General features: G+C 31.2%; 15 protein-coding genes. 13 read left to right on the top strand and 2 right to left on the bottom strand.

Going from position 1 to position 12,481, the window contains the following annotated elements; genetic code table 11:
• Window positions 1-4: 4 nt before the first annotated feature.
• The 5 genes from C8269_RS03565 to C8269_RS10865 all read left to right on the top strand — a co-directional run bounded on the left by C8269_RS03565 (window position 5) and on the right by C8269_RS10865 (window position 2,355).
• Window positions 5-427 (top strand): arsenate reductase ArsC, encoded by a 423-nt coding sequence (locus C8269_RS03565; protein WP_106460476.1) that lies wholly within the window; start codon window positions 5-7, stop codon window positions 425-427.
• A 249-nt stretch (window positions 428-676) separates the two neighbouring features.
• Complete coding sequence (locus C8269_RS03560) at window positions 677-1,297, top strand: class I SAM-dependent methyltransferase (RefSeq protein ID WP_106460475.1); 621 nt, start codon at window positions 677-679, stop codon at window positions 1,295-1,297.
• 24 nt (window positions 1,298-1,321) lie between these two features.
• Entirely contained in the window at window positions 1,322-1,729 is a 408-nt protein-coding gene (locus C8269_RS03555; RefSeq protein WP_106460474.1) for a hypothetical protein, read from the top strand.
• A gap of 190 nt (window positions 1,730-1,919) precedes the next feature.
• Window positions 1,920-2,120 (top strand): hypothetical protein, encoded by a 201-nt coding sequence (locus C8269_RS10870; RefSeq protein WP_199792154.1) that lies wholly within the window; start codon window positions 1,920-1,922, stop codon window positions 2,118-2,120.
• Window positions 2,077-2,355 (top strand): hypothetical protein, encoded by a 279-nt coding sequence (locus C8269_RS10865; RefSeq protein WP_199792153.1) that lies wholly within the window; start codon window positions 2,077-2,079, stop codon window positions 2,353-2,355. Before C8269_RS10870 ends, C8269_RS10865 begins: the two co-directional genes overlap by 44 nt.
• A gap of 313 nt (window positions 2,356-2,668) precedes the next feature.
• On the opposite strand, the gene C8269_RS10800 is transcribed toward C8269_RS10865, so the two are convergent.
• Together C8269_RS10800 and C8269_RS11135 are read right to left on the bottom strand one after the other, a co-directional pair.
• Complete coding sequence (locus tag C8269_RS10800) at window positions 2,669-2,809, bottom strand: hypothetical protein (protein WP_158698377.1); 141 nt, start codon at window positions 2,807-2,809, stop codon at window positions 2,669-2,671.
• A complete protein-coding gene (locus C8269_RS11135) occupies window positions 2,806-3,114 on the bottom strand; it encodes a hypothetical protein (protein WP_199792152.1) in 309 nt (102 codons plus the stop codon). The genes C8269_RS10800 and C8269_RS11135 overlap by 4 nt, the downstream gene beginning before the upstream one ends.
• Before the next feature lie 458 nt (window positions 3,115-3,572).
• On the opposite strand from C8269_RS11135, the gene C8269_RS03540 reads away from it, so the two are divergent.
• From C8269_RS03540 to C8269_RS03505, 8 genes are all read left to right on the top strand, one after another.
• Complete coding sequence (locus tag C8269_RS03540; protein ID WP_106460473.1) at window positions 3,573-3,959, top strand: ferritin family protein; 387 nt, start codon at window positions 3,573-3,575, stop codon at window positions 3,957-3,959.
• A 132-nt stretch (window positions 3,960-4,091) separates the two neighbouring features.
• Entirely contained in the window at window positions 4,092-5,051 is a 960-nt protein-coding gene (locus C8269_RS03535) for an aromatic acid exporter family protein (RefSeq protein WP_106460472.1), read from the top strand.
• Window positions 5,052-5,571: 520 nt separating this feature from the next.
• Window positions 5,572-5,976, top strand: coding sequence for a GNAT family N-acetyltransferase (locus tag C8269_RS03530; RefSeq protein WP_106460471.1), 405 nt, complete (start codon window positions 5,572-5,574; stop codon window positions 5,974-5,976).
• A 29-nt stretch (window positions 5,977-6,005) separates the two neighbouring features.
• Complete coding sequence (locus tag C8269_RS03525; RefSeq protein WP_106460470.1) at window positions 6,006-6,656, top strand: response regulator transcription factor; 651 nt, start codon at window positions 6,006-6,008, stop codon at window positions 6,654-6,656.
• The gene (locus tag C8269_RS03520) at window positions 6,657-7,517 is read left to right on the top strand and encodes a sensor histidine kinase (protein WP_106460469.1); all 861 of its coding nucleotides are present in this window, start codon (window positions 6,657-6,659) and stop codon (window positions 7,515-7,517) included.
• A gap of 46 nt (window positions 7,518-7,563) precedes the next feature.
• Window positions 7,564-8,244: an ABC transporter ATP-binding protein gene (locus tag C8269_RS03515; protein ID WP_106460468.1), complete on the top strand. Its 681-nt coding sequence runs from the start codon at window positions 7,564-7,566 to the stop codon at window positions 8,242-8,244.
• Window positions 8,237-10,672 carry an ABC transporter permease gene (locus C8269_RS03510; protein ID WP_106460467.1) on the top strand — a complete coding sequence of 812 codons (2,436 nt, stop codon included), beginning with the start codon at window positions 8,237-8,239 and terminating at the stop codon, window positions 10,670-10,672. The genes C8269_RS03515 and C8269_RS03510 overlap by 8 nt, the downstream gene beginning before the upstream one ends.
• Window positions 10,673-10,841: 169 nt before the next feature.
• Window positions 10,842-12,326 (top strand): hypothetical protein, encoded by a 1,485-nt coding sequence (locus C8269_RS03505; protein WP_106460466.1) that lies wholly within the window; start codon window positions 10,842-10,844, stop codon window positions 12,324-12,326.
• Window positions 12,327-12,481: the final 155 nt, after the last annotated feature.

Below are 12,481 nucleotides of genomic sequence, written 5' to 3'. Positions count from 1 at the left end.
TAAAATGAGAAAGCCAAAAGTTGCATTTATATGTGTCCATAATAGCTGTAGGAGCCAAATTGCAGAAGCCTTAGGGAAAAAATTTGCTTCAGATGTGTTTGACTCCTACTCAGCTGGAACACAAATAAAAAACCAAATAAATCAAGATGCTGTCAGGCTAATGAAAGATATATACAATATTGACATGGAGAAAATTCAATATTCAAAGCTTATTGATGATTTGCCAGATATTGACATATCAATTACTATGGGTTGTGATGTAATTTGCCCGATTGTAGAAAATCAATATACAGAAGATTGGAATTTAGAAGATCCAACAGGTCAAGACGATGAGTTTTTTAGGAAAATTATATCTAAAATAGAAAAAAATATCAAGGATTTAAGCCTTAGAATTAAGAAAAATGAAATTAGTTTGAATGAAAAATAGAAGTTGATTTTTGAGCAAATCATTAATTATTTTTAATAGCTATAATTCCTATCTACTAGAGATTTTTATATCAGATGCCGGTAGGGAGATATAGCTTTTTTACATATTTTCAATTTTAAAACTTTTCTAATTCAGATCTCTAGTTTTTAGTATTCCTAATTGGATAGGAACAGCTATTATTAATTTTTACAAGGTATAATATTAATATAAAGATAAATAGGGTAATTTATATATAGAGGAGGATTGCAAGTGATTGACAAAAGCAGTAAAAATTTTTGGGATAAATTTGCTAAGCTCTATGCACCTTTTATGAAAAAAGATGAAGCAGTATATGATAAAGTTTGTGAATATATTTGTCCTTATTTGGATAAAAACATGGAAGTGCTTGAGCTAGCTTGTGGATCAGGTCAATTATCTTTTATTCTTTCAAAACATAGTAAAAGCTGGCTTGGTACGGACTTTTCAGAACAGATGATTATAGAAGCTAAAAAACGTGGGCAATATGAAAATCTTACATTTGAAACAGCCGATGCAACAGCATTATCTTATGCAAATGAAAAATTTGATTGTGTGTTAATCTCTAATGCTCTTCATATCATGCCAAATCCAGATTATGCAATGAGAGAAATATATAGGGTGTTAAAAGCTAGTGGAATTTTGCTCGCTCCAACTTTTCTATGGAAAGAGGGGAAACAAAGAAAAATCAAAAAGACTTTGATGTCTATTTTTGGGTTTAGGATGTATCAAGAATGGAATAAAGAAGAATTTGAAGCTTTCATTGAGAAATATGGATTTTCAGTACTTGAAATGAGACTAGTATATGGAGGTCTTGCACCGATTGGTGTTATGATTGCCGAGAAGGTATCTTAATATATTTTCTATTAGGGGTGGAAAATGACAAATAAATTATATTTACTATTGTTAGGAATAAATATTTTAATTATTATCGTAAATTTTAATCTATTAAAAAATCCAAAACCTTACCCTCCAAAAGAAATTATAGAGGAATTTAGAGGAGGAAGGGAGAGATTAGATTCATATAAGTATGTGGGCTTATCCCATTACATTCTTCCAAGACTTGCTAAAAGTGAATCAAATTGGATAAATGGAAATGAATATTGGTATAGGTCTGGCATCAAGTTAGGTTTAGTAGGCCTTGTTATTAGCTTGATTACAATGGTATTAGGTGAGGTTTTTAACCTATATGACTGGCTTATTGGCTTGTTTATTATACAAATACCTTCAATTCTAGGCATGGTATATATTATCTATAGAATGGAAAAATATATTTTGAAGGACTAAAGTTAGGATCTAAAATCATAATTGTATGTTTAATGTTTTGATATTTTATATTTTAACTACTTGTACTTTTTGAAATCTTAAGATATAAGCTGTCGATTATAAAAATAAATGGAAAATAAATGAGTAAGTTATTTGATGAATTTAAATCATATGTTTACAATTAAATAAAATTGGCATAAGGCAAACCCTAATGGGGTCATTAGGTCTAGAATTTATTACAAAGATCGAATGGAATCCATCAGACATTGATATTCATGTGCCCGGAGACTCAAGAGGTTGGGAGGATCCTGATTATGATAGGATTTATGACTGGGATAAGATATTAAAAATAATGGGAGTCCTAGGATATGATCTTATTGACATCCATGAACATGAATTTCAAAAAAAGTGAAATCAGTGTAGAATATGGAAGCATTAGTTCCCTTCATGATTTTGCTGGAATCTATGAAGAGGATATAGACCTTGTTAATTTTAATGGAATCGAATTCAGGATACCAAGCAAGGAACACTTTCTAAAAATATATGAAGAATCTTCAAAAGATTCCTATAGAAATTATAATAATAACAATAAAGATTTTGCCAAGATTATTTTTTGCGAAGGGATATTTAAAAAATTATTTATTTAATACAAAAACCAGAGCTAGGGCTTTTTTAACTCTGGTAAAAAATAAATTTATCTTTATTAAATCATAACATCTTCTTATTTATTTTTCAAATTTCTTTCTGTTTAGCAAGAGGGATCCTATAGTTGAGATTATCAATACTAGCACTATTGGTCTCGTTCCTTTGATACCTGTTTTTACGTTTGTATTTGCAATTGTTTTATATGAAGTTGGGCTTGTTTTAGCTTGTACTAAGCTTTGCTGGTCAACTGTCTTAGTGCTAGATTCAGTTACTACTTTTTCTTGACTTTGAATAGGTTCTACTTTTTGACTTTGCTTAGACTGATTTGACTTGATTTTTTTGATTTGTTATAATTTCAGAATTTGGCTTTTTACTTGCTTGTTTTTCACTAGGTTGGGCATCTTCGAATTGTCCATCATATTCACCAACTTCTCCGCTGTTATTCTTATCAATCATAAATGAATATATCCATTCACTCTTATGAATTGGCAATTTAAACATGCCTGAATTTTGACTTCCTCTATGGTTAAAGGATATTTTCCGTCTATATTCACATTATCAAGCTTTTCTTTTTTATCATCACTTAGTTTTAAATAGGCTTCTTTAGTTTTACTATTATTATAGAATGCTGAATTTTTATATTTTTCATAGATTGATTCTTCAGCCTTTGTTTCTTTATTATTTATTGTATCCATACCATTCTTTCCTTTCGGGCTGACATGGACTACCCGACGGCGTACAAGCTCTGCCTGCACATGCATGAATAGCTCCTTTGTAATGATTGCTTCGTGGTCGACTTCATCGTAGTATTGAGCATTGTTCTTGATGCGCTTCTTTGTCAGGAAATCCGTGGTATAGGTCTTTTGAAGCAGCGCGTCATCCATGTACTTTTCGGATACAAAAAATTTAAGAGATTATAATTTTATATACCCCTAATACAAAAGTTAATAGAATTTAGGAATAATTGAGTATATATTTCCACATGCGAGCCTTTTTAAGAATTAAAATTTTATCCATACTGACCACTCAAGTCATGTAAAATCAGTTGCCCATTCAATAAAAAACAATAACTAGTAAAATTATCCGACTTACGTTATAAAGTGTTTTAAGTCGGGTTTTTTATTGTCATTTTATCTGAAAATTTATATAATAAATATATCGAAGATAAATTGAAATTTTTTAACAATATAAAATGAAAATAAAAACTAGGGGAGAGAATATGACTATAAGTAAAGAAGATATGAAAATATTATTAAAATCTCAACAAGGAGAATTAGATGTAGTTTTGATGTACCAAGCCCTTGCTGATGTAGTTAAGGATAAAAATGATGCGGCTACCTTTAGAAAGCTTTCAGCAGAGGAGGGTCATCATGCTGCGGTATTTCATAAACTTACAAGGAAAAATTTAAAACCAAAGAAAACCTTGGCTTTCTTTATGCCTATCCTTTATAAGCTAATCGGTAAAAAAAGATTGTATCCAAAAATTGCAAGGGGAGAGTATAAAGCTTCTGAAAATTATGCTCCAGTAGCAAAAAAGTTTCCAGAAATCGAAAGTGTTAGGGTGGATGAAAAAAGGCACGGCGATATGGTCGCAAGCTTGTTATAAAAAAACTAATGCTTTAAATATTTTGCTTAGGTTAATATTTGAGTATTATATGAAATACCCACGATCAGTAAAGCAAAGATTAAATTAAAATATATAAAGATATAAAAATTAGTTTTACAATTAGGAATAATTATGAATAAAACATTACTTAGCACAACTATAAAGACAGCTATAGCAGCTACCCTATCCTTACTTGTAGCCCAGGCCTTAGGACTTAGATTCTCATCTTCAGCAGGGATTATTACCATCCTTGATATATTTGAGACTAGAAAGGCGACTATTAAGGGTGGACTTAAAAGAAGCTTATCTGCCACAATAGCCCTTGTTTTAGGGATTTTGGTATTTGAAATTTTTGACTACAAAACTTGGGCATTTGGCCTATATTTACTCTTATTTGTCCCTATATCTTTCCTATTAAAAATTGAACTAGGTCTGGGTCCTTCAAGCGTGGTTGTTACACATTTATTAAGCTATGGAGAAGTTAATTCATCAATTATCTTTAATGAACTCGGTCTTATCCTAATAGGAACAGGATTTGCCATGCTTACTAACTTATATGCACCAGAAAGTCAGGATGAGTTGAAAAAATGGATAGAGGATATTGATGGAGATATCAAGGATATCTTGATATTTTTTGGTGATACTCTTGTAAATAATTTAGATGTTAAAATATATGAAGGAAAGATCAAAAAGCTTGAAGATGACATAAACAAGGCCCTTGATCTTGCGATTATTGAAAATGATAATCGTATAGAAAATAGCAAGAATCTAATGATAGGTCTTAGCCATAGGGAAAGGGAGATGGATCTTTTGATGGAGATGTATGATGATTTAAAATCAATACCTAAAGAATTTGCCGATGGGAAATTGATATCTGATCTAATGATTGATACTGCAAACAATCTTAGTGATAATGGAGATATAATTAAGGTCAAAAAAAGGATAGAATTTTTACAAGAACATTTTCATATGATGGAACTTCCAGAAACTCACGAAGATTTTATAATACAATCATCAATTTTTCAAGTTTTTAGAAGTCTAAACCAATTTATAGATATAAGCAAGATTATAAGTAATATTCCTAGAAATTAAAGGATAAAGTTTTAGCATATTAAAGGCGAGGAGTTTATACCTTCATCGCTCATAAGTTTTTAAATAAAGAATTTAAAGGTAAATGCTGGGATGACACCTATTCTCATGCTTATCATGGGCCTAGTTGCTGTAATTTGTTTTTCCATAAAGGAATACTTGCCTGCTACTATACTTACTCTTGGAGTTTTTTTCTTACCCTATACTTAGCTTTTTCGTAAATAGATATTATGAGAAAAAATACTAATAAATCTTTGAAGATAATTATAGGGTACGATACTTTAATTAAAGTGTTTGTTTTTTCTTATAGCTAGATTGCTCTATACAAAAATTTATCAAAACCAGAAATTGTAAATAATTGTCTTGAATTTTATGAATATTTCTTATAGCAAAACGGAAGACAAAAAATATAGTATGAAAAAAGAGAACATGTGTTAAGATTGATGTTAATATATAAAGTTGAAAGCTTTAGACTTCTAATATGAAATTATAAAGAAAACTATAATAAATAAGTGAGGAAAATATGGAAATTAGAGAATATACAGATTTTAAGATTGACCAGATAAGAGATCTTTATGATGCGGTTGGTTGGACTTCTTACACTGATGATATGGATGTCTTGATTAAGGGATATGAAAATTCCTTAAAAATATTAGCAGCCTTTGAAGATGAAAAACTTCTTGGCGTGATTCGTGCTGTTGGAGATGGATATACTATTATCTTTATCCAAGATATATTAGTCTTGCCAGACTACCAAAGAAAGGGAATAGGCAAAGCCCTCCTTGACTCTATGATGGATTTATATCCAAATGTCAGACAAATTGAATTAACAACAGATATAGCTCCAGAAACAATAGGATTTTATTCTTCTTTAGGCTTTGAAGAATTTTCTGAATTAGGCTGTTGCGGATTTATGAGATTATTGTAATAAGAATTAGAAGAATATAGAGTTTTCTAATGCCAAAGATTTTAATTATAGAGGATAATGAAGATATCGCCTTGCAGATGGAAAAATATCTGACTAAAAATGGCTATGAGGTAGAAATAGCTGGGTCTTTTTATGAGGCTAGTTTCAAGTTAAATATCGACTTTGATGTGGCTCTTCTCGATATTAATTTGCCTGATAAGGATGGACAACATTTGATAGAAAAATTGAAGGAAAAAGATATTAGGGTTCTTGTTACAACTGTTAAAAATGATGAGGATTTTATAATTGCCGCCCTTGATCAAGGGGCGGATGACTATCTTACAAAGCCTTTTTCCCTTGCTATTTTAAGGGCTAGGATTGATGCGGTTTTAAGGACTATTCCCCTTGGCCAAGATAAAGCTATTGCCTATAAGGATTTGAAAATAGATTTAAATGATTCAAAGCTTTATTATAAGGGGGAAAATATAGAGGTCACTCCACTTGAGTATGAAATCCTAGTTTTATTTATCAAAAATCCCCACAGGGTCTACACTAGGAGTCAGCTTTTAGAAACCTTTTGGGAAGACAGGGATAAGTTTGTAAATGATAATACTCTCACATCGACCATTAAAAGAATCAGGGAGAAATTAGACAAGGAAGTCATTACAACTGTCAGAGGAATAGGTTATAGGATGGACTAAATGATTTATGTATTTTGGATAATAAGCCTCTGCCTACTTTATTATTTTTTGGAAAAAAGGAAGAAAAATAGGATAAGAGACCTTATTAATTTGATAGAAAATATGAGAAATCAAAATTACTCTATACCCATGAAGCAGGATGATTTTTCTCTTCTTGAGGATAAGATATATAAACTTTTTATAGAGATAGTTGAGGCTAAGGAAACGTCCACTAGAAATAGCCAAAAGCAAGTAGAATATCTAGAAGACATAGCCCATCAGATAAAAACTCCTATCACATCCATGGTTTTTTCTATAGAAAATCTAGAAATGGATTATCCTACAAATGAAGATATTGAGATTTTAAAAAGGCAGACCCTAAGATTAAATTCTCTATCGGATATCCTGCTCAAGTTATCAAGCCTAGATGCTAATAAGGATCTAATGAAAATGGAAGAGATACGTTTGGATGAATTAGTGGCCTACGCTCTTGATACCTTATCTTTAAAAGAGTCTACTAAATTAGAAATTAATAATGATTTAAAAGAAAATATAATCTATGGAGATTTTTATTGGTTGGCTGAAGCCCTTATCAATATTTTTAAAAATGCTGATAATAGGCCAAATTGTCAAAAAATCACCATTTCATCTTACAAAAATCCTCTCTACACAAATCTGATTATTGAAGATGATGGGGGAGGAATCGATGAAGATATTATCAAAAAGATATTCAAACGCTTTTACAAGACTCCAGATTCCAAAGGTTTTGGTATAGGTCTTGCCATGGCTAAAGCTATTGTAGAAAAAAATAATGGGGAGATTTCTGTTAGCAATTCTGATAAGGGAGCAAGATTTGAAATAAAATTCTACAATGTCACCTAAAAATCACTTTACTTTTATATACTTAGCTTAAGAAAGGCAGGAAAGTATGGAAATATTAAAAGTAGAAAATTTAAGAAAAGAATATGGTGATGGAAATTCTAAGGTGGTTGCCCTAGATGGGGTAGACCTTAGTATAGAAAGAGGTGAATTTGTAGCGATAGTTGGTCCAAGTGGGTCAGGAAAATCTACTCTTTTACATATTATAGGAGGAGTAGATAGCCCAACTTCTGGCAAAGTCTACATAGATGGCAATGACATCTCTAAGTATACATCAAAGGAACTTGCCCTATTTCGCAGGAGGAAGGTAGGGCTCATTTATCAATTTTATAATCTGATCCAAAATTTGACAGTCAGGCACAATATAGAGTTACCTTTAAAGCTAGATAAAAGAAAAATCAATGAGGAAGATTTCTTAGATATTGTAAGTAAACTTGGCATAGAAAATAAACTAGATTCCTTCCCAAGCGAATTATCAGGTGGCCAGCAGCAAAGAGTTGCCATAGCAAGATCTTTGATCTATAGACCATCAATCATCCTAGCAGATGAACCAACAGGCAATCTCGATAGGAAAAATTCTAAGGAAATAATTGAAATCTTCAAATATTTTAATAAAACTCTAAAACAAACTATAATCCTAATAACCCACGATGAAAAAATCGCTCTAGAGGCAGATCGAATTGTCACTATAGTTGATGGGAAAATAATAGGAGATGAGAAACATGAATAAGAAGAATTTTCCCATTTTTATTTCCTTATTTATTGTAAGTCTATTTTTCACCTTTATTTTTTATTTTGGATATAGAAGCTTGAGATCCAACTATGGTAATTATATGGCTTCAAGCTTTTATCATGGGGAGATTAAAGAAGAACTCTCAAATGAGGATGTTGAAAAGTTAAATTCCATTAAAGATATTGACTTGGCTGGGAAAATGTCTCTTGATCCTGACAACGGAAAGCTTGGAGACGATTTAGTCGTTATAAACTATCAAGACAAAGCAATCAATAAAATGAGAGAGTATTCGAGACTTATTGAAGGCAGATTTGCAACAAAGGAAGACGAAATTGTACTATCTGAAAGTCTTGTAAAGGAAAATGAACTTAAAATAGGCGACAAGATAGAACTTGATTTAGGCAAAAGGTTTTTAGATGGAGAAGAGATAGGTACAACAAGTGCAAATACTGGCAGGGAAAAATTTGAGAGCCAAGATTCTAAAAGCTTTACTTTAGTCGGTGTTTACGGAGATGTATACAACAAGTACAGTAAACTAAGTTTTTCTCTAGGGTTACAAGATAAAATGACCACTTTTAGAACCTTTGTAAAATTTCATTCATTTGAAGAAGCTTACAAAAATAGAGATAAGATACAAAGTGAAATAAACAAAATACTAGGTAAAGATGTTCATTTAGAATTTTCTAAAAGTCTTATAAACTATTATGGAGTAGAACACGAAGCCTTACAAAATATAAAGAGCAAGGCTGTTACCGTTCTATCAGTTCTTGGCTGTATAGCAATCTTTGTGTTTTTTATAAAAAATATCTTTTGGGTTTGGGGGTTAAGGAAGATTAGAGAGCTTTCCATTTACAAGTCTATAGGATCTAGCAATGGACAAATATATCTGTTACTTCTAAAGGAAGGACTTGTTACAACTGCAATTCCAATACTTTTAGGACATCTTGTAGGCTTTTTCTCTATATATTATCTGTACAAATACATTCAAATAGACAAACAATTAAGTGAATTTAATCTGGTAAAGTTTAATCCCTTATTAAGTTTAGCAATACTTTTGGTTTCTTTTACAATTGTGGCACTAGCTATTAAATCCCCTGCGAAAAAGATTTCTAAAATAAACATTATAGACGGCATAAGAGGGAATATAGATTTTTCAAAATCAAAGAAGAAAAGAGCCAAAGATTTTTGGAAGGAATTAAAACTTAACAACTTAGCTTCAATAAAATCACAGAGATATATTTCTGCAATAGGGATAATTATTATTTCAGTATTTATAATCACTATAGGCATATCAACATACTACAGAGATTATTCTAGTTACGATAATGGCTATAATTTTTCTGTTGATTATTTTAGTGAAAAGAATCAAGTCCCAAAGATATTAAATGAAATTGTAGATAAAATTCCTAACGACAAGTCATATATTTCAAAAGATAAATATGTTCAAGTGGAAAATACAAATGAATTTTCAAAAGAAGCAAAGGCAGCAGGTTTAGACGAGGAAGCGAGAAAGAATATAGAAAAATATAAGTCAGAGGGTATGGATGGATTTATCATCGCCTTGGAAGAAAAAGACTTAAAAGAACTTGGAGGAAAGAAGGGTGAATTTGTCCTCTACAATACAATTCAAGAAGATTCTTCTATTCCAATAGCTAAGGCAAAGAGAATTCCATATTTTGAAAATCCACAGACTTTGGATATTAACTTTGAAAATGATTATAATAAGACTATTAAAATTTCAAAGACTATAACAGATTTGGGAAAATATAAGTCGAGAACAATGCCATTTGATGTAAAAGTTTATACAGATTTTGACACTTATTTTAAACTTATGGAAGAATCAGGTGATGAGAAATATACAGGATATGCCTATACTTTGAATATGAAGGTAAAAGACTCTGATACCAAAGATGTAAAGGAATATGTAGAGGCCATGATTAGAGAACAAATTTCACCTGAAGATAGATTTAATATCACAATAGGTGAAGAAATCGCAAAAAATGAATATAAGGACGTGAAAAGTTTCATAAAATTTGCAATAGGTATTGCTTCAATCATCTTTGTATTAAATATCACCAACGGTTACTCGTCCATTAATTTAAGTCTTATGAGCAGAAAAAAAGAAATCGGCAGTCTTTACTCTTGTGGAATGGATGTAGATGAATTAAAGAACATCTATCAAAGAGAATTTATTGGAGAACAGGTAAAGTCCTTTATAACTGCTATTATGGTGAGCTTAGGTGTTATGTTTATAATATCATTAATCGCTTCTGATTTAAGAATGAGTACTTTAATAGAATATTATGACTACAAAAGCTTCCTAGTATTCTCACTAGTCGTCTTTGGGATTAATCTAATAATCTATCATTTCTCATTAAAGAGAATTTTAGACAGACAGACAATAGATTTGATAAGGGTAGATTGATCTGAAATTAAAAGGTGCTCGGTTTTGAGCCCTTTTTAGATTTCTTCTTAATAATTCTCATCATAAATTATTTTTTTCTTGGCTAAATTCCTCCTTCATATTTTCTTTAAAATCATTGAAAAGTGGGAATATAGGCTTTTTCTGGGTATTAATTATAAGGAGGGATATTATGAAAAGAATGTCTAAGGTTTTTGTAATACTAGGGCTGGCTACTTTTATTTTTACTGGTTGTCAGAAAGGTAATGATAAGGTTAAGCCAGACGCAGAAGTAAAGCATGATACATATATCTCAAATAAGAAGGATAATACGGGAACTCAAGATAAAATTTCTGAGTCAAAGCTTTCAAAAAAATTAAAACAAGTTGAGGGGTCAAAGTTAGGCTCAGTTTCTTCTTATGTTGAGGACAGGCAAGTATGGAATGATTTTATCGATAAAGACCATATAGAATATGCCAAATTGTATGACTATGGCATCCACCTACCAAGGATTCTTTTAGAATCTGATGATGCAAAGAAAGCCAACGAGGAAATCGATGAGATAGCCGCTAGAATTAAGGAAAAATATGAGGAACATAAGAAGGATATAGAAGGCAAGGAGATAGGGGCTTATGCCACATTTTCTGTTTATCAAGATGAGAAGGTCTTAAGCATAATGATTGAAAATTACGATATTTGGAGTGGGGAATTTATACGCTATAAGGTCTATAACTTTTCCCTTCCTGATGGCAATTTCATTAGCGATGATGAGTTGATGGCAGATTTGGGAGTGAGTAAGGATCAGATTTTACCTATGGTTGAAAATTCCTTGCGAGAAGACCAGGCCCTTTATACAAGCATCTATTATAGAGATACAACCGATTATTCCTACATTTATAACCCAAGTAATTACACAGGTCTGGTTTTAAATGACCTATGGGACAATTACGAAAATAAGAAGGGTCAAATTTATATAGATGAAGTGGGCAAGCCAACCTTTCTCTTTGATCAATATAAAAGCTCACAAATGGGATATTGCTCACCAATTTTAAAACTAAATACAAATGATTTTGACCAAAATCCTATTTCTGACGAGTATATAAGGATGGCTACAAAGCTTGGAATAGACCCATATGATGACAAGTACAAGGCCTTTATGATTTATCTCGGAGGGGCTGTGGATGAGGATAGCTTAAAAGATACCTTAGAAAAGCTTAATGTTTGGACAAGTAACTTATTTAATTATAAAGATCCAAGTATGCTTGTAACTATCAAAGAAAGTCAAGTAGGCGACTTGCCATATCTAATAGGTGAAGAGTGTTACTTACTAATTCCTAAATATAAAAATGCATCAATTGCTCTTAAGGAGCTAGAAATATCAGAAGATGGAAAACTAAAAGAAGTGGATAATATATACCTAGACTCAAATGCTTGTTGCGGCCCAACATTTATTTGCCAAAATATGAGTGACCTTGGTCCAAATGGAAAAATCACCATAAGATATAGGGATGATGTCTATGAGTTTTCGCCTTCACTTAGTATGAAGGATGGGACAATGACCCTTCCAGATGAAGTTTTAAATGGAGAAGAAGTATTTGATTGGTCTAAACAAATACAAAATGAGGCATATTCACCTACAATGTATGATATAATGCGATCTTTGATAGGGGTAGGTTAATAAATAAAATTTCAAACAAAAGTTTAAATTTTTGACAAGTAAATAATTATTAAAAAATAAGCGGAGGAGTTTTAAATAAAATAAAGCCTCCGCCTTTTTTTGTTTCTACTAAAATTAAATCTTTAAGGTAAGATAATTTTAAGATAATAGAGGTT

Origin of the sequence: Anaerococcus sp. Marseille-P3915, from assembly GCF_900258475.1 — a bacterium.
In the GTDB taxonomy this organism is placed as follows: domain Bacteria; phylum Bacillota; class Clostridia; order Tissierellales; family Peptoniphilaceae; genus Anaerococcus; species Anaerococcus kampingae.
Note: the sequence above shows the minus strand (reverse complement) of the source record. Positions and strands in the feature narration are given on the sequence as shown.

Bases quoted from the DNA above. Each gene is read 5' to 3' on its own strand.
- C8269_RS03565 (WP_106460476.1), top strand. From the start codon at position 5: ATGAGAAAGCCAAAAGTTGCATTTATATGTGTCCATAATAGCTGTAGG.
- C8269_RS03555 (WP_106460474.1), top strand. From the start codon at position 1,322: ATGACAAATAAATTATATTTACTATTGTTAGGAATAAATATTTTAATT.
- C8269_RS10870 (WP_199792154.1), top strand. From the start codon at position 1,920: ATGGGGTCATTAGGTCTAGAATTTATTACAAAGATCGAATGGAATCCA.
- C8269_RS10865 (WP_199792153.1), top strand. From the start codon at position 2,077: ATGATCTTATTGACATCCATGAACATGAATTTCAAAAAAAGTGAAATC.
- C8269_RS10800 (WP_158698377.1), bottom strand. From the start codon at position 2,809: ATGATTGATAAGAATAACAGCGGAGAAGTTGGTGAATATGATGGACAA.
- C8269_RS11135 (WP_199792152.1), bottom strand. From the start codon at position 3,114: ATGCATGTGCAGGCAGAGCTTGTACGCCGTCGGGTAGTCCATGTCAGC.
- C8269_RS03540 (WP_106460473.1), top strand. From the start codon at position 3,573: ATGACTATAAGTAAAGAAGATATGAAAATATTATTAAAATCTCAACAA.
- C8269_RS03535 (WP_106460472.1), top strand. From the start codon at position 4,092: ATGAATAAAACATTACTTAGCACAACTATAAAGACAGCTATAGCAGCT.
- C8269_RS03530 (WP_106460471.1), top strand. From the start codon at position 5,572: ATGGAAATTAGAGAATATACAGATTTTAAGATTGACCAGATAAGAGAT.
- C8269_RS03525 (WP_106460470.1), top strand. From the start codon at position 6,006: ATGCCAAAGATTTTAATTATAGAGGATAATGAAGATATCGCCTTGCAG.
- C8269_RS03520 (WP_106460469.1), top strand. From the start codon at position 6,657: ATGATTTATGTATTTTGGATAATAAGCCTCTGCCTACTTTATTATTTT.
- C8269_RS03515 (WP_106460468.1), top strand. From the start codon at position 7,564: ATGGAAATATTAAAAGTAGAAAATTTAAGAAAAGAATATGGTGATGGA.
- C8269_RS03510 (WP_106460467.1), top strand. From the start codon at position 8,237: ATGAATAAGAAGAATTTTCCCATTTTTATTTCCTTATTTATTGTAAGT.
- C8269_RS03505 (WP_106460466.1), top strand. From the start codon at position 10,842: ATGAAAAGAATGTCTAAGGTTTTTGTAATACTAGGGCTGGCTACTTTT.